The sequence below is a fragment of the Oleiphilus sp. HI0043 genome (assembly GCF_001634935.1).
In genome coordinates, this window is sequence record NZ_LWEY01001533.1 from 38,706 (window position 1) to 53,946 (window position 15,241).

The 15,241-nt window shown below is 45.1% G+C and carries 14 protein-coding genes; 5 read left to right on the forward strand and 9 right to left on the reverse strand.

The genetic code is table 11. The annotated features are described in order from the left end of the window. Positions 1–183 precede the first annotated feature (183 nt). The gene (locus tag A3729_RS22605; protein ID WP_368664592.1) at positions 184–813 is read left to right on the forward strand and encodes a cytochrome c; all 630 of its coding nucleotides are present in this window, start codon (positions 184–186) and stop codon (positions 811–813) included. A gap of 55 nt (positions 814–868) precedes the next feature. Here A3729_RS22605 and A3729_RS22610 read toward each other — a convergent pair whose 3' ends face one another. From A3729_RS22610 to A3729_RS22620, 3 genes are all read right to left on the reverse strand, one after another. Then, positions 869–1,819 (reverse strand): WD40 repeat domain-containing protein, encoded by a 951-nt coding sequence (locus tag A3729_RS22610; RefSeq protein ID WP_082865345.1) that lies wholly within the window; start codon positions 1,817–1,819, stop codon positions 869–871. A gap of 162 nt (positions 1,820–1,981) precedes the next feature. Continuing rightward, entirely contained in the window at positions 1,982–2,452 is a 471-nt protein-coding gene (locus A3729_RS22615; protein WP_068554126.1) for an Rsd/AlgQ family anti-sigma factor, read from the reverse strand. A gap of 244 nt (positions 2,453–2,696) precedes the next feature. Continuing rightward, a complete protein-coding gene (locus A3729_RS22620) occupies positions 2,697–3,194 on the reverse strand; it encodes a disulfide bond formation protein B (protein ID WP_068511884.1) in 498 nt (165 codons plus the stop codon). Between the two features lie 255 nt (positions 3,195–3,449). On the opposite strand from A3729_RS22620, the gene A3729_RS22625 reads away from it, so the two are divergent. Continuing rightward, the gene (locus A3729_RS22625; protein WP_068514550.1) at positions 3,450–3,875 is read left to right on the forward strand and encodes a flagellar basal body-associated FliL family protein; all 426 of its coding nucleotides are present in this window, start codon (positions 3,450–3,452) and stop codon (positions 3,873–3,875) included. Between the two features lie 52 nt (positions 3,876–3,927). Here A3729_RS22625 and rmf read toward each other — a convergent pair whose 3' ends face one another. From rmf to A3729_RS22640, 3 genes are all read right to left on the reverse strand, one after another. After that, a complete protein-coding gene (gene rmf, locus A3729_RS22630; protein WP_068514633.1) occupies positions 3,928–4,137 on the reverse strand; it encodes a ribosome modulation factor in 210 nt (69 codons plus the stop codon). A 524-nt stretch (positions 4,138–4,661) separates the two neighbouring features. Further along, positions 4,662–6,260, reverse strand: a complete 1,599-nt coding sequence (gene gshA, locus A3729_RS22635; protein WP_068514553.1) for a glutamate--cysteine ligase — start codon at positions 6,258–6,260, stop codon at positions 4,662–4,664. A 57-nt stretch (positions 6,261–6,317) separates the two neighbouring features. Continuing rightward, positions 6,318–8,678 carry a Tex family protein gene (locus A3729_RS22640; protein WP_068514555.1) on the reverse strand — a complete coding sequence of 787 codons (2,361 nt, stop codon included), beginning with the start codon at positions 8,676–8,678 and terminating at the stop codon, positions 6,318–6,320. A gap of 353 nt (positions 8,679–9,031) precedes the next feature. On the opposite strand from A3729_RS22640, the gene rep reads away from it, so the two are divergent. Beyond that, on the forward strand, positions 9,032–11,047 hold the full coding sequence (gene rep / locus A3729_RS22645; RefSeq protein ID WP_068514558.1) for a DNA helicase Rep: 2,016 nt from the start codon (positions 9,032–9,034) through the stop codon (positions 11,045–11,047). Between the two features lie 10 nt (positions 11,048–11,057). On the opposite strand, the gene A3729_RS22650 is transcribed toward rep, so the two are convergent. Genes A3729_RS22650 through A3729_RS22660 form a run of 3 tightly spaced genes read right to left on the reverse strand, consistent with a single transcriptional unit; the run spans position 11,058 to position 13,416 of the window. Then, on the reverse strand, positions 11,058–11,435 hold the full coding sequence (locus A3729_RS22650) for a hypothetical protein (RefSeq protein ID WP_068514560.1): 378 nt from the start codon (positions 11,433–11,435) through the stop codon (positions 11,058–11,060). A gap of 42 nt (positions 11,436–11,477) precedes the next feature. After that, positions 11,478–12,731, reverse strand: a complete 1,254-nt coding sequence (locus A3729_RS22655) for a glutathione S-transferase family protein (RefSeq protein WP_068514564.1) — start codon at positions 12,729–12,731, stop codon at positions 11,478–11,480. Between the two features lie 25 nt (positions 12,732–12,756). Beyond that, complete coding sequence (locus tag A3729_RS22660; RefSeq protein WP_068513036.1) at positions 12,757–13,416, reverse strand: alpha/beta hydrolase; 660 nt, start codon at positions 13,414–13,416, stop codon at positions 12,757–12,759. A 287-nt stretch (positions 13,417–13,703) separates the two neighbouring features. Here A3729_RS22660 and A3729_RS22665 point away from each other — a divergent pair, with 287 nt between their 5' ends. Both A3729_RS22665 and A3729_RS22670 read left to right on the forward strand, forming a co-directional pair. Beyond that, positions 13,704–14,657 (forward strand): hypothetical protein, encoded by a 954-nt coding sequence (locus A3729_RS22665; RefSeq protein WP_068506619.1) that lies wholly within the window; start codon positions 13,704–13,706, stop codon positions 14,655–14,657. Positions 14,658–14,764: 107 nt separating this feature from the next. Beyond that, entirely contained in the window at positions 14,765–15,223 is a 459-nt protein-coding gene (locus tag A3729_RS22670; protein ID WP_082865110.1) for a DUF1499 domain-containing protein, read from the forward strand. The last annotated feature ends 18 nt before the right edge of the window (positions 15,224–15,241 follow it).

The window sequence follows — 15,241 nt, forward strand, 5'->3', positions numbered from 1 at the left end:
AATAGCCTGAAATTTTTTGCCCATAATTTTCTGAGTGAGGGTGATCGGCTTGTTGTTTTAGTTTGATCAGCCATACTGTTAAGGTTTTGAAGATTAGAGAATTCATTAGCTTGTTTTGTCCTTCAGAGCTGCTTGGTTATGTGGGTAAAAATGACAATATTAGATTTATGTTTAGAGATGAAAGTGAGCGCAATTAAAATGAAAATGATTTTAAAAAGTGTAGTGATCGTTGCAGGTTTGGTAGGGTCTTTGGGGGCTTCAGCCGCTGGTGACGTTGAGGCAGGAAAGGCCGCTTCAGCTACGTGTGCTGGTTGTCACGGTGCCGATGGAAATAGTGTTGTTGCTAACTTTCCTAAACTGGCAGGCCAAGGTGAGAAGTACTTGGTTAAACAAATGAATGACATCAAAGAAGGTAAGCGTCCTGTAATCGAAATGACAGGCTTGCTTGATGCGCGTTCTGCACAGGATATCGAAAACATTGCCGCTTACTTTGCGTCACAAACAACTACGCCTGGCCAAGCAAAGAAAGACTTGGTAGAAAAAGGTGAGATCATGTACCGCCAGGGTAATGCAGCAACTAAGGTTGCGGCGTGTGCAGCGTGTCACGGCCCAGCAGGTGAAGGTGTGTCATTGGCTGCATTTCCAGCGCTTGCCGGTCAGCATGCTGATTACATCGCATCTCAGCTTAAGAAGTTCCGTAGTGGTGAGCGTAGCAACGATGGTGATTCGCGTATGATGCGTTCAGTAACGGCTCGTTTGAATGACAAAGAAATTGAAGCAGTTGCCAGCTATATTTCTGGTTTATATAAATAAGCTTCGTCTCTGCCGAGGAGCAATATGCTTCTCGGCTTTCTAGTTCCCTACCTTCCTATTTGAATACTTCTAACATTCCATCTGAGGTCAAGGCAATAACATTGGACTTCTGATCGATGACATCGATAATCGCTTTACTGCTGGCGCCGCCATAAGCTTGGCGAGGTTCTGCTTGCCAGGTCTTCACTTCAGTTCCTTTTTTAATATTAAATTTACTGATGACGCCTTGGAAAGTGCCAAGCGTTAGGTATTTCTCATCATCAGAAAAATCAGCGCTGGTGTAATTAATATATCGATTCTTAAACTTGAATTTACTTTTCCCGGTTTTGGTATCCCAAACCAGAGCATCTTCGCGTTGTGAGGTGGTAAAGGCGAGCTTACCAGAATCAGATATTGCAGCAGTCTTGATCTGATTGTTCAGGCTCAAGGCGTATTGCTCTTTGCCTGTTTTCAGGTTCCAAATCTTTGCAATGTTATCATCACCGGCACTAATACCTACTGCACCGTCTTCACTGAGGTCGGTAGCCCGTATTGGTGCGTTATGCTTAAAGCTGTGTATGGCCATACCTCGATCAAGGTCAAAGTAATTGACCGTACCATCTCTCAGGCCTAGCAATGCTCGTCGCCCATCTTGGTTTAAGCTAATCGCTTCGATTCGATCGGCTGCTTGCCAGAACTGTAGGGACTTACCATTCGTAGCGTCCCATAGCACTAAGTCTTTTTCTTGGCAGGTTACGGCTCTCTTACCGTCACCGGAAACCGCTGAGGCCCGGATGGATGAGTATTCGCCGCTTTTATGATTCCAGTCATAGAGGCGCTCTTTCTTTTTGGTGTTCCAAAAGCTCCCGCCATGATGAACCGATCCGATGACCGCAAGGTATCCGTTAGGGCTGAGTTCGCCGCTTAGTAAGCCTTGAGTCGCAAGCTGTTTACTGCTAGTGGGGCCTTCCGCGCATGCGGCAAGTGCCAGACTGAGTAAAAGGGTAGAAGTTTGTTTTTTAAACACCGATAGACCTGATAGATTTGATTCGATTTTAAAAGGACGTCATTACATCTTTAGTATAGTCAGAGACGAGGAAAAAGAGAGAATAAATATGATCTGGAGGGGAAGCGCATAATATAGCCAGAATTAAGAAGTTCTGGCTATCGCTCAGGAGTTCATTTAGAACTAAGCGGTTGTGTCTGCGTGCACCGCGTGAAGTGCTTCAATCAGCGTGTCTTCAAGCTCAAAGCGCTCTTCAAGGGTTTTTCCTAAGGAGTCGAGCTCTTTAATAAGGCCTTCGATGCCATCGTCGACTTTATGTATATCGTCGAAGCGATCGTTAAACGCTAGAGATTGTTCGGTGGACATTTCAATGCGAGGAAGGATTTTCTTTGCAAGCTCAAGTCCACCGTCATCATACTCTGCTGCCTCGGCAACGAGTTGCTCGTAGACTTCGAAGTGTCCGACCGAAACATAGTCGACCAATATCTGGCAAAACGATTGGAACTTCTCTGCTTTATTTTCTTGAGAGCTGCCTGGGTTTACAGATAGATCGCACAGGCTGACAATAAGCGCTTGCCTTTCCTTAAGCCATTTATCGATTAAGTCGTTTACTCCACCCCATCGCTCTGCAGCATTCTTGCAATTCTCGAGCATTCATTAACCCCTTTCTACTACATTATCGTTTCGAGACTTGTTGTACCTTGTCGGTACTTAGCTAGCTCGTTTCGTTTAAGTAATTGTTGTTTGTAGCTTGCTTGGCTACCTGTTTATTATCATTTTACTTTTGCAGATGAAAAACAAAATGTTTTGCGTATTGTTCGGTAAGCTTTGTGCTTACTTCTGTAACAAATAGCGTGTAGTCATGAAACTAACTAATTTGTTTAATGCTCGCAACAGTTTATTTGTTATCTTTCTTAAATAATATACTCAAGCCGATTATTGCAAAGCAAATAAACGCCAATAAGCTCCAGCCTGGGATTGATAGACTCATGAAGGTCCACTGAACTTTTGCGCAATCGCCTGTGCCTCGTAGGGCCATCTCGATTACTTCCAATAAGGGAAACACTTCGAGCATATAATCGATGCCGGGGCCGCATGCGGGGACCTGGTCTTCGGGTAAGCTTTGTAGCCACAATTGTCGAATAGCAACAGCGGCACCACCCACAGATAAGAGTGCTGCGAGGAATGCGTAGATGGACGAAGCGATCTTTCCTGCATTATGGATTGCACCGATCAGCGCAACGAGCCCAATGCCGCTAAAGAATACTCGTTGCATCATACACATTGGGCATGGGTCCATGCTGCTAAAAGGCTCAATGTAGGTGGCAGTGACTAATAGTGCCGCACAAGCGATAAAAATAAATAGAAAGCGTTGCTGTGAAGAAGGGAATGTCATGATCTTTGTTGCTCGTAAACTTGTAGTCGCTTTGCTTACCTTATAAAAGAGGTAAAGAGCGCGGTCAAAAATGTATTCTTCACTAGTGAGCCGCCTGAGTAAACAAATTTGTTTTTCTCTTAAGAGCTTGTAATGTCATATTAGGATAACAATGATAATTGCTTTGGTCTTGCGTTAAGAATGTCGGTGAAGGTGTTGCAGGCTGACTTTTCCAGCCTATAATTACTTCTTTAAGCAATTGATGACAGAGTGCAAATGAGTATAAAAGTTCCAGCGTTTTTTTTATTAATGCTATCGATGTGTGTAGCGATGCCTTTAGCAGCAGAAGATGAGGGTGAAGAGGGGGCGCCTGTATCGATTCAATATCATGACTTAACGCCACCGTTTGTCGCTAATTTTGGTAGTGACAATGGAAAGAAGCTAAAGTTTCTCAAGGCAGGTGTCTCAGTCAGAACATCGAGCGGCGCTGCGGTAAACGAAGTTATGAATCATGATGCTTTGGTTCGCCATCAGATCGTGATGCTTTTAAGTCGTCAGACTGAAGAAACACTCGGTACTTCAGCAGGTCAGGAGAAGGTTCGACTTGAAGCGTTAGAACTTGTGCAGCAGATTCTGGAAGAAGAAACGGGTGATGGGCAGATAGATGATCTCTTGTTTACCAGCTTTGTTGTTCAGAGATAAGGCTTAGCGACTTCTAAAGCGAAAATAAGAAAGGGGCCGTAGGGTAGAGAGCTTAGGCGATTTTGCCAACCCTTTCGTTCGGCTTATCCAGTTCGCATTTTTCGACGCCGTCTTCCCAGCCTGCTTCCCATGCAGCTTGCACTACTTCGCCAGAATAAGGGCACTGCTGAATATCTGCTCCCATCACTCCCGCCATATATCCCTGACGATAAGCTTTGTTTAGTGAGTCAATATCCCAGCATAAAGAAAAGTCTTGGGCCATTTGGCCACTCCTTTCATTAAGCTGCCTTGCACTTTTACAAGCATCATTGAGATAGCCATATTCAATACGCCACATGAGATGTAGAGCAGAATATAGCTTCCCGTTCGGCTAACAAAGTGGTTTGGCAACGCCATCCACATTAAGAATCCTTACTTATTCACAAAGCCTGAACATAAACTTAATGCTCAGAACGCTCTCCTACAAGCGTGAAATGCCTTATTTATATAATTTTATTTGGCGTGTAAGTCATCATTTTAAGATGAAACAATTAATGTGAGTGAACGCTTTTGATATCAAGACTGAGTTAGCGAGATACAAAAAGAACACCAACAGAAATACTCCGTTTCAAGCGTTAACAAAATTAACACAGGAGCGTACCTGCAACAATGACAGGATGGTCAAAAATGAGGGGAATTTCAGTTTTGTTTTACGACATGGAAAACGCTGCACAAAATTTATACTAAAACGTATCGGTGAACAGATGTGCAGCAAGTTTTGTGAAAGAGTCGTGAGAAAATCTAGAGTTATTGCGCCTGATAGTCCATTAGGTATCTATCGAAAGAAATACGATCACTACGCTTTATTTCTTCTGCTTGCTTAAACGACTCCTGCGCTTGTTTTTCAAACTGGCTGAATTGGTTTTGTGCTGGCTCAGCACTGAGTACCAATTGATGCTTCTTTGAAAGTTCTCCAGCGATCTCTAGCCAGGATAGAGACTCTTTCTTCATGACTGACAACACTTGAGCGGAGGGTGTTAGATCTGGTGTATCGAGTTTAGCTAGCTGTTCCTTTAGTGCCGACTTATAACGTTGGTCGCTCGTTGCCTGGTCTAGTACTTCGGCAAGACCTTGCATGCCTTTTAGAAGCTCAAGCCCCCAGCTACTTAGCGTTCGCTTTTGTGATTGGTCGGTGAGTTCAAGTCCTGGTCTTCTACCTTCATTGACGACCAGGTCAAAGTTACTATCGAGATATTCACATTCCTTATCGCCAATTACCGGAGAGTCCTGGAGTAAGCAAAAGCTCAGGAATATATCCATAAAGTCGACCTGTCTGTCAGAAATTCCCAATGGTAAAAATGGGTTCAAATCCAGGCAGCGTACCTCGATATATTCGACTCCGCGTTCGTTGAGTGCATGCCGTGGCGTTTCGCCTGACAGTGCACTGCGCTTTGGTCGGATTGAGCTGTAATACTCGTTCTCGATTTGCAGAATATTCGTATTGATCTGAAGGTAAGCGTCACCTTTCTTTAGCCCAAGCTCTTGGTATGGCGGGTAAGAAGTGTTAATGGCATCGCCAAGTGTATGGGTGAAGTTTTCCAGGCTGTTAAAGCAGATATTTAGCGATGATTGGGCGTTGTTGTGATAGCCGAGGTCTCCCATTCTGAGCGAGGTAGCATAAGGCTTATACAGCGTGCCCTTATCATCAAATGATTCGAGGCAGTGATTTTGGCCAGCGACAAAACTCTGGTCTAGGCAAGGCGACGCACCGAATAAATACATGAGTAGCCAAGAGTAGCGACGAAAGTTTCGAATCAGAGCGAAATATTGCTCCGACTTAAAGTCTTGTAGTGACTGCTCTTTATTGCCATGCGCTTCTTTTAGATTAAGCCAAAGGGAGTCATTGATCGAGAAGTTGAAGTGCAGGCCCGCAATGCTTTGCATGGTTCGGCCGTATCGATGGCCTAGACCTTCCCGGTAGACGTACTTCAAGCGTCCAATGTTGGAGTCGCCATATTCAGCAATACGAATGCTGTGCTCGCCATCAAGCTTGCAGGGCATGCTGCCAGACCAGAGAACTTCATTGCCAATATTGCTAGCAACAAACTTATGCGTATCTTGCAATGTTTTTAGCAGGCCTTCTCTAGAGTCTTCAACCGGTGTAATTAGCTCTAATAAAGCTTCCGAGTAATCAGTGGTAATGGAAGGGTGAGTCAGCGGATGGCCCAAGGCTTCAGGGTGATTTCTCTGCGAGATCGAAAATTCGCTATCTGCCCGAAGACCTTCTTTTTCTATGCCGCGTGAAATCGGTAAGCCCTGCTCTTTAATATGCTGTGCCAGGATCGTTAAGTCGCTCGGAGACAGGCCCGCATGAGCATTATTGTTGGTGTTTGAGGGCGCTGTCATGTGTTAATCCTATTGTGGGTGCGAGTTGTTTCGAAATAAGACCGCAGTATTATCATTTTACTTCAATTTAAGCTTACTAAAAGCATTGGCCATGGCGCCGGACATTGGTGCCTCGGTTTGCTTGGGTTTTCTATTCTGCTTGGCGTTGCTGTGCTTATTTTGATGTTCTGGGCTGCTTTGAGCTTTATCGTTCATTTGTGCTTCGTCGCCCATTCTCATACTCAGTGATATTCGTTTTCGTCTTGGATCAGCTTCCATGACTTTCACCTTTACGATATCACCTGTTTTGACAACGTCGCGAGGGTCTTTAACAAATTTGTCCGCCAGTGCCGAGATATGGACGAGACCATCTTGGTGCACACCAATATCAACGAAGGCTCCAAAGTGTGTCACGTTCGTTACCGCTCCCTCGAGCACCATGTTCGGCTTCAGGTCAGAGATTGTCTCGACGCCTTCTTTGTATTCTGCAAACTTAAACTCAGGGCGCGGGTCGCGACCGGGTTTGGCGAGTTCGCTGAAAATATCTTGAACAGTGATCAGGCCGCAGCTTTCACTAACAAAGTCGTTAGCTGATAGCTTCTTTAAAGTTCCGGCATTGCCTATAAGTTGTCCGATATCTTGCTGACTCTTCTGAGCAATGTCCTTCACTGTGGGATAAGATTCCGGATGGACTGCGGATGCATCTAGTGGGTTTTCACCATCAAGAATACGTAAGAATCCAGCGCATTGCTCGAATGCTTTTGGTCCAAGGCGTGGGACTTCTTTGAGTATTTTTCGAGAGTTGAAGCGTCCGTTACTATCACGGAATGCCACAATATTGCTGGCAATACTGGCATTCAGACCAGATACCTTTGCCAGCAATGGTGCAGAAGCCGTATTGACGTCGACACCGACAGCGTTAACACAGTCTTCGATGGTTGCCCCCAGGCTGCGGTTGAGCTGTACTTGGCTAACATCATGCTGGTATTGACCAACGCCAATGGCTTTAGGTTCAATTTTTACGAGCTCTGCCAGAGGATCTTGAAGACGGCGCGCGATCGATACGGCGCCTCTAATGGTGACGTCCAGATCCGGGAACTCATTTGCAGCTAATTCTGATGCAGAATAAACCGAGGCGCCGGCCTCGCTGACCATAATTCGGGTTAAAGCCAAGGCGGGGTAGCGTTTCATTACGTCGGCAGCCAGCTTATCAGTTTCACGAGAGGCAGTACCATTGCCAATGCTGAGCAGCTCAACGTGGTGTTTTTTACAGAGGGCGGCGATTATCTCGATAGATTCGTCCCACTGGTTTCTGGGGGCGTGAGGGTAGATTGTTGCGTGATCCAGTAATTTGCCTGTTTGGTCGATCACCGCCACTTTAACGCCAGTTCGCAGGCCTGGATCAAGGCCTAATGTTGCTTTCGCACCGGCTGGCGCTGCTAATAACAGATCTTTTAGGTTCTCTGCAAAAACATCGATGGCAACTTTTTCAGCTTGTTCTCTTAGCTTGCCAAGTAGTTCAGTCTCGATATGGTTGTTAAGTTTAACGCGCCATGTCCAGCGAACCACTTCTTTTAGCCACTTATCGGCTGCTCGGCCTTGGTCCTCAATATTGTAATAAGCGGCGACTTTGGCTTCACAGGGATGAATCGTTAAACGGTCACTTGCGTCATAACCCTGAGGCTGCAGGCTAATATTGAGCACGCCTTCGTTGCGGCCTCTAAATAGTGCCAATGCACGATGTGATGGGATTTTTGCTATCGCTTCACTGAAGTCAAAATAGTCCTGGAACTTATCACCCTTGGCTTTTTCAGATTCGACAACGGCACTAAAAATCTCGCCCTGATCCCAGAGGTAAGTTTTGAGTATGCCGAGTAGCTTGGCTTCTTCGCTGAGGCGTTCCATCAAAATGTACTTTGCGCCATCTAGTGCGGCTTGTGAGTCATCAATGCCCTTATCAGTGCTAATGAATTTACTCGCTTCAGACTCTGGGTCTAGAGTCGGGTCCTTAAACAAACTATCCGCTAAGGGTTCCAGACCGGCTTCAATTGCAATCTGGCCCTTGGTTCTGCGCTTGGGTTTGTAAGGAAGGTAGAGGTCTTCCAGTTCGTTCTTGCTGGCGACATTAGCGATTTGCGAGGCAAGCGCATCAGTGAGTTTACCTTGTTCGTCAATGCTGCTGAGAATAGTTTTACGCCTATCATCTAACTCTCGTAAGTAACGGAGCCTTTCTTCAAGCTTTCTGAGCTGTGAGTCATCTAGGGCGCCGGTCACTTCTTTTCGATAACGTGCAATAAAGGGGATCGTTGAACCTTCATCAATTAGTTCAATGGTTGCATCGACTTGTTGAGGTCTGACCGAAAGCTCGCTGGCAATTTGGGCTGCAATTTTTTTGGTGGTCGTGGAAGCGGAGGAAGCCTGGGTAGATAAGGTGTTCATGCGAAAGTAAAAGATCCTTGCGAGCGGTAAAGAGGTATCAGTCTTAAAAACAACAAATAGCAATGCACTAAATGGTGACGAGCATGGCGATTTAAACCCCTGCAGTAAATAAAAAATGAAACAAAACAACGAAAATATCTGTTCCAATTTCACAACTAAAGGCAGTGTTGCGGCGCTACGACTGTGTTCATTATTTATATCTATTTAGAATAAGTGCTACAAAGCGACAAAATGTATCTGGAAAGCAATGAGTTGACGTGAAAGAATGATGGAATAGAAAAATAAATGGGCTCAGAGTCACGGGCCCTGAGCCCATTTATTTTTATCGAGATAGACAGAAAGAAGAGAAAGTAGTGGCGAATAAGTTAAACCCTAAACAGCAAGAAGCCGTAGATTATGTTGGTGGTCCTTTACTCGTACTAGCGGGCGCTGGCAGCGGCAAGACCAGTGTAATCACGCGAAAAATTGCCTACCTGATTAAAAGCTGTGGTATTCCGGGGCGCCATATTGCTGCGGTGACCTTTACCAATAAAGCTTCTCGCGAGATGAAAGAGCGTGTCGGGCAGTTGGTTTCGGGGCCTGATGCGCGTGGTTTAACCGTATCGACTTTCCATAACCTGGGTTTGAATATCATTCGCACCGAGCATAAGGCGCTTGGCTATAAACCGGGGTTTTCTATTTTCGACAGTGAAGATGCTAAAGCGTTGATTCGCGACCTGATGATGAAAGATGGTGAAGAGAATAGCGACCGAATCAATGAATTTCAGATGGCGATTTCAAACTGGAAAAATGCCATGCTAACTCCGGCTCAGGCCGCACAGCAAGCTCAAACGCCTGACGATGTCACCCTGGCACATGTGTATGAAACCTATACTCGCTACCTCAAAGCCTATAATGCGCTCGACTTCGATGATCTGATTCTTTTACCCGTACAACTTTTCGCTGAACATCCGGATATATTAAGCAAGTGGCGGCAGAAGATTCGCTACCTCTTGGTTGATGAGTACCAAGATACTAATATGGCTCAGTACGAGCTGGTGAAGCAAATCGTGGGTGACCGTCATGCTTTGACAGTCGTAGGCGACGATGACCAGTCTATCTATGCCTGGCGTGGAGCAAGGCCAGAAAACCTGGCGCGTCTGGAAAAAGACTTCCCAAGCCTGAAGCTGATTAAGCTGGAGCAGAATTATCGCTCTACCAGTTTGATCTTGCGTGCGGCGAATACCTTGATCGCCAACAACCCTCATATGTTTGATAAAGCACTATGGAGCCAGCTGGGTGACGGAGAGCGAATTCGTGTAATTCGTTGTCGCCATGAAGATGCAGAGGCAGAACAAATTGCCGCAGAGATTCTTGATCTTAAGTTGAAAAAGGACATTCCTTTTAAAGACTTCGCTGTGCTTTATCGTGGTAACCACCAGGCGCGTCTGCTGGAAATCAAGATGCAGGCTTTTCAGGTGCCTTATCGCTTGTCTGGTGGTACCTCCTTCTTTGCCAAGAATGAAATCAAAGATGCCATGGCCTACTTGCGTCTCATTGCTAACCCTGATGATGACGCAGCATTTCTTCGGGTAGTCAACGTACCACGCAGAGAGATCGGCCCCTCAACCTTGGAGAAACTCGGAAATTATTCGACTGAGCGACATATTAGTTTGAATCAGGCTGTCGGTGAAATTGGTTTGGAACAAGTGTTGAGTGGTAAGGCGCTGGATCGGGTCAGGCGCTTTAGCGATTGGTTACGAAAAACAACGGAACGTTGTTATCAGGAAGATCCGATACCTGTGATCAAGCAGTTGTTTACCGATATTGAGTATGATCAATGGCTGTACCAAAACTCTAATACGCCAAAAGCGGCTGAGAAACGTATGGAGAATATCTGGTACTTGGTTGATTCGTTAAAAAATATGATCGACGCCGATAAAGGCACAGCGGATGAAATTGGTATAGAAGAAGCGGTTTCCAAATTGATCCTTCGAGATATGCTGGAGCAACAAGAAGAAGAGGATGATAGCGATAAGGTGCACATGCTTACGCTTCATGCCTCGAAAGGTCTTGAATTTCCACATGTTTTTATCATGGGGCTTGAAGAAGAATTATTGCCGCATAGAAACAGCATTGAAGAAGATAACATCGAAGAAGAGCGCCGCCTGATGTATGTGGGCATCACAAGAGCCCAGCGGACTTTAGCATTGACTTATGCTGCAGCACGAAAACAATATGGCGAGAAAATAGAAACCATTCCTAGTCGCTTTTTAGATGAAATTCCCGAAGATGACTTGCAGTGGGAAGGTGGCGAGCAAAAAGATAAAGAGCTTGTGCAGAAAAAGGGCAATCAAACTCTTTCGGCGCTTTTAGATGGCCTCAAGTAAATATTACTGATTACTTTTGGCCGACGCTAGGGTTGGCGAGCTGTGGTCGCCATTCCCACCATTCATGTTCGCCTTCCGGTGTACTTTCTTTGGTTTTATAGACATCCCAGGTGACGAGATAGTCAGGGTTTTGTACCTGCTTACCACTAATCGGGTCGTGATAGTCACCGGGTGGTGCAATAAACCAGGGGCGAAGTGAAGAAGGGATGGTGAATTCACTTTCTTGTTTCAAGTCCTGGACGGTGATGCCATCTTCTTCTGTGACTTTGCAAACAGTACCAGCGAGCTGCTTTTGATCCAGCACTTCTCCAGACAGGTCAAAATAGGTGATGCCTACCAGAATGGTTTTTCCAGAAATGTTTTGTAGGGTAATTGCCTGATCTGTCACTGAGAATCCTTATTGAAGAAAAATATGAAGCTATCATAGCCCTTAAGCCTCTGCCGAAACAATTGTCTCTTTCAATTCAGCATCCTCTGTTTCGAAAAGAGCACAAAGTTCTAGCTGTGCTTTAATGGTATTTTGTTCGCTTTGGTCTAAACGCTTCCATTTGTCACAAAGCTCCTGCCAGGTTCTGAGTTGAAAGGTTTTTACCACTGACTTAAAAGGGTAGCCACGTAACTTTCCTGTATAAAGTGTTTTTCCCTGATTGAAGGCTAGTTCGTTGAACTCTGTTGCTCCCTGAGCTTTTGCCAGGTGATATGCCTGCTTATTTTGAACCATGAGCGATGCATAGGTGCTCATGATGGTGTTGAGCAAGGGCTTAAGTGCCCCTGAAAAATAAAGCTCCCCTTCTTTCTGTTGTAAGCGATGTTTGCCGCTATAGATCATCTCAAGCCAGGCGTGTGTCTGCGGAGCGAGTTCTTGCATTAGCTTATTTGTTTCTGGGTCGACCAGGTTCATAGCGAGTTGGCCGTAGGCACTGGCATCGGCAATGGTAAACTGATCACCGAGTAAGAATTTTTGCAGGGTTAATACTTCCTCCATGCCTTTTAGATATTGCTTCCAGCTTTCGAATAATAAGGTATGTGTTTCAGGAAAACCTTCTTTATACGGGGGGGATAGAGCTTTTGAAACACCGCTTCGATAGCTCTTTGGCGCGACACTAAATAAGTAAGGGCAGCGTGCGACCTGTCGCTTAGGAAAGCGCCTGGAAAGTAGTAAGGGGCCGCCTGGCGGCAAAGCGTGACGAAATTCTTTTGCGAGTAATTTACCCATTATGTTCGACTTGGCGGAGCCTACCCAGCGCATATGATGGACCATGTATAGGCCGAACTCGTCAAAGGCTTCGTCGATTAAGCTGGCGATAAAATTCAAACAAGGGTCTTCCGGGAATAAGCGATGTCTATGGCTATTTCCCTGAGTGGGGGGCTTCTGGTCAAGATAGTGTGCGATGGCTGTGCTGTCGTATTGAAAATCTTTGCCGTTTTCAGTAAAGAAAGGAACGGCAGGGTACTCATCTAAGTCGGCATCCATTTCAGGATAGCGGCTTATCTGCTTATGCTGTTTTTGATACTCAAGGCGTAATAAGGTCTGAGTATTTTCAAGATAGCTTCCATGCGCGGGTAAGCGGCGATAAGGGATGCCACAGTACTCCAGGTAAGCTTGCATCTTTAATACGAAGGGCGAAAGCTCGACGCCCCAAATAATTGCAGAACTGATTTGTATTTTATTCTTATTTTTCATTTAGGGCTCAACCTATAAAACAGCATTACATCAAATGAGCCTGAAAGAAACGCGATAGGTCTTGTATCTCGCTTAGACAAACTTCGTGTTCCATCGGGTAGTTTAGATATTGCACTGTGTGGCCTCGCGCTTCAAGAATCGCCGCCGCTTTTTTACCTTGCCTTTCCACGACCATTGGGTCATGAGTGCCGTGGCAGATTAATACTGGCAGCTGGCTATTCGCGGGCGCGGTATCAAAGCTATCTTCTTGTGGAAAATAGGTCGACAAGCCTGCCAGTGCTGCAAGGGGGCTGGGGTAAGTTAAGGCTGCATGGTAGGCCACGGCTCCACCCTGCGAAAAGCCCATTACAATGATTCGTTCGCTCTTGATGCCTCGCTCGATTTCCCTATCGATCAGCGTTTGGATATTCTTCACCGAACTTTGCAATTGTTCGTGGTTTATCACGCGCTCTTCAGTCAGTTCAAGAATGTCATACCAGGCGGGCATGATATAGCCAGCATTAACCGTGATGGGGATTTCCGAGGCATTTGGAAATATAAAGCGTATACCTAAGCCTTCCGGTAGCGCTAATTCCTCGACGATAGGTACAAAGTCGTTTCCATTTGCCCCGAGGCCGTGCAGCCAAATAATACTTGCTGATACCGTGTCAGCAGTTTGTCGCTCAATACAGTCTAATAGGGGCATGTGATGAAATCCTTAATTATCCAATAGGTGAAAAAGATAGTTTTAATAGGTAGTATGGGTAACTCGTGTGACGCAGTGGACAAAATTAATGATAAACCTGCGTATTTGACATTGTTTAACCTTATACCTTGCTTGTAAAGCTGGCAAAGCGAGAATTATGTCTACACTGAATTAAAGCCTTTCCTGATCTTGAGTAAATTATTGGTGCTTATGGTGGCATAAGTGGCAAATGTTGTAGTTATGACGAAAAGTGCAAGGCGCTCTGTTGCTTGTTTTAGGAAGAAAAAATGAAACCCGAACTCAATACATTTCAAATGCTGAATGCAGCAAAAACAAATCTTTCAAACTTGAATCGCAGCCTATCTTTGGTGGGAGCTGGTTTAGTCATCAGTTTAGCTGCTGGCTGTGCTTCAGTTGATAAGAAGGACAATAGTGCGATGTCTGATAGCTCGGCTGAGCTTAGTGTGGCGGAAGTACAGCCAAGCCAAGAGGAGCTAGCTAGGAACGAGAAAGAAAATGCTGCTAAAGCTGATGAAATGATGAAAAGCCTTAAAGCTCCTGTGGTTGAACCAGGTGCTAAGACTGAACAGCCGGTCAGCAAAGAGGTGAAGCCTACAGTTAAGGAAGTTGTCGCAGAAGTAACGCAGAAGGCCGTTACAGCGGTAGCAGACAAGGGTGTGAAGGTAGCAGTAGAAAAAGAGCCAGCTAAAGCTGAGGTTAAAAAAGTAGCTGCGAAGGTAGAGGAAGCTAAAAAAGATGTTGTTAAAGCGCCTGTTGTGCAAAAGAAAGGCTCTGTTAAGCCCTTAGCAATTAGCGAGAAAGACCTTCCTGCAAACTATGATATTTGGGTGTTAAAGCAGGGTGATACAGCATTAACTCAAGGGCTTGTTATTAGCACGCCAACTTGGGAGATGGGTAAAGAAGGTTATATGTCTCAAATTTGGCTAACCTTTAAAGAAAATGAGATTCACATTAACAGTTCTTCTGATATTGCCAGCGAAGCAAAGAATTTAGGTATTCGTATCGACGGAGGTGACTTGATTCCTTTTACGCGAATAGCTGAGAATAATATTGGAATTGTTGAAGGTGAGTGGCTAGATAAACTGGCAAATGCGAGTAAGCTGGATATTTACCTAGGCTTCTTCCCTGGCAAGAAACCTACAAGTGATACTTTCCATAGTGATACCTCTCTGGAAAATCTGGACCGTGTTGTGGCAACTTACCGTAAGTTGAGTAAGTAATTACCTAGACTATTAGGTGAATAATAGGGCTGCATTAATGCGGCCTTTTTTGTGGCTTGAATAAATAGATTGTGCGCAATATACTTGCATAACTAGAGGATAAGACAATGAAGAAAGTTATTTATCTACTGATATTTTTTATACTGGCTGGAGTCATCACAATGCGAGTAATTGAGAACAATACAGCACCTAAATTAGGTGTTCAAAATGGTGAGCTGAAGCCCTTGGGAAGTCGGCCTAATAGCGTATCAACTCAAACCGATAAGCCTGATAAGCAGGTAAAATCGATTGCCTTCGATATAGAAGCAAAGCAGCAGATGCAGAAGGTTCAAAATGTCATAGACGCTATGCCGGGGGCAAAAATTCTTCAGCAAAGTGATCACTATTTGTATGCCGTTTTTACCAGTCCGCTGATGCGTTTCAAAGACGATGTGGAGGTTTATCTGGATGATGAGCAGAAGCTAATTCACTTTCGTTCAGCGAGTAGGGTGGGGTATTCAGACTTAGGTGTTAACCGGAAGCGATATGAGGACTTTGCTAGGCGACTGTCTGTATTGAGTCAATAAGCGAAATTAAAAAAGGCC

Excerpts from the sequence above, each read along its gene's own strand:
- A3729_RS22615 (WP_068554126.1), bottom strand. The coding sequence starts at position 2,452 with ATGCTCGAGAATTGCAAGAATGCTGCAGAGCGATGGGGTGGAGTAAAC.
- A3729_RS22620 (WP_068511884.1), bottom strand. The coding sequence starts at position 3,194 with ATGACATTCCCTTCTTCACAGCAACGCTTTCTATTTATTTTTATCGCT.
- A3729_RS22625 (WP_068514550.1), top strand. The coding sequence starts at position 3,450 with ATGAGTATAAAAGTTCCAGCGTTTTTTTTATTAATGCTATCGATGTGT.
- rmf (WP_068514633.1), bottom strand. The coding sequence starts at position 4,137 with ATGGCCCAAGACTTTTCTTTATGCTGGGATATTGACTCACTAAACAAA.
- gshA (WP_068514553.1), bottom strand. The coding sequence starts at position 6,260 with ATGACAGCGCCCTCAAACACCAACAATAATGCTCATGCGGGCCTGTCT.
- A3729_RS22640 (WP_068514555.1), bottom strand. The coding sequence starts at position 8,678 with ATGAACACCTTATCTACCCAGGCTTCCTCCGCTTCCACGACCACCAAA.
- A3729_RS22655 (WP_068514564.1), bottom strand. The coding sequence starts at position 12,731 with ATGAAAAATAAGAATAAAATACAAATCAGTTCTGCAATTATTTGGGGC.
- A3729_RS22660 (WP_068513036.1), bottom strand. The coding sequence starts at position 13,416 with ATGCCCCTATTAGACTGTATTGAGCGACAAACTGCTGACACGGTATCA.
- A3729_RS22665 (WP_068506619.1), top strand. The coding sequence starts at position 13,704 with ATGAAACCCGAACTCAATACATTTCAAATGCTGAATGCAGCAAAAACA.
- A3729_RS22670 (WP_082865110.1), top strand. The coding sequence starts at position 14,765 with ATGAAGAAAGTTATTTATCTACTGATATTTTTTATACTGGCTGGAGTC.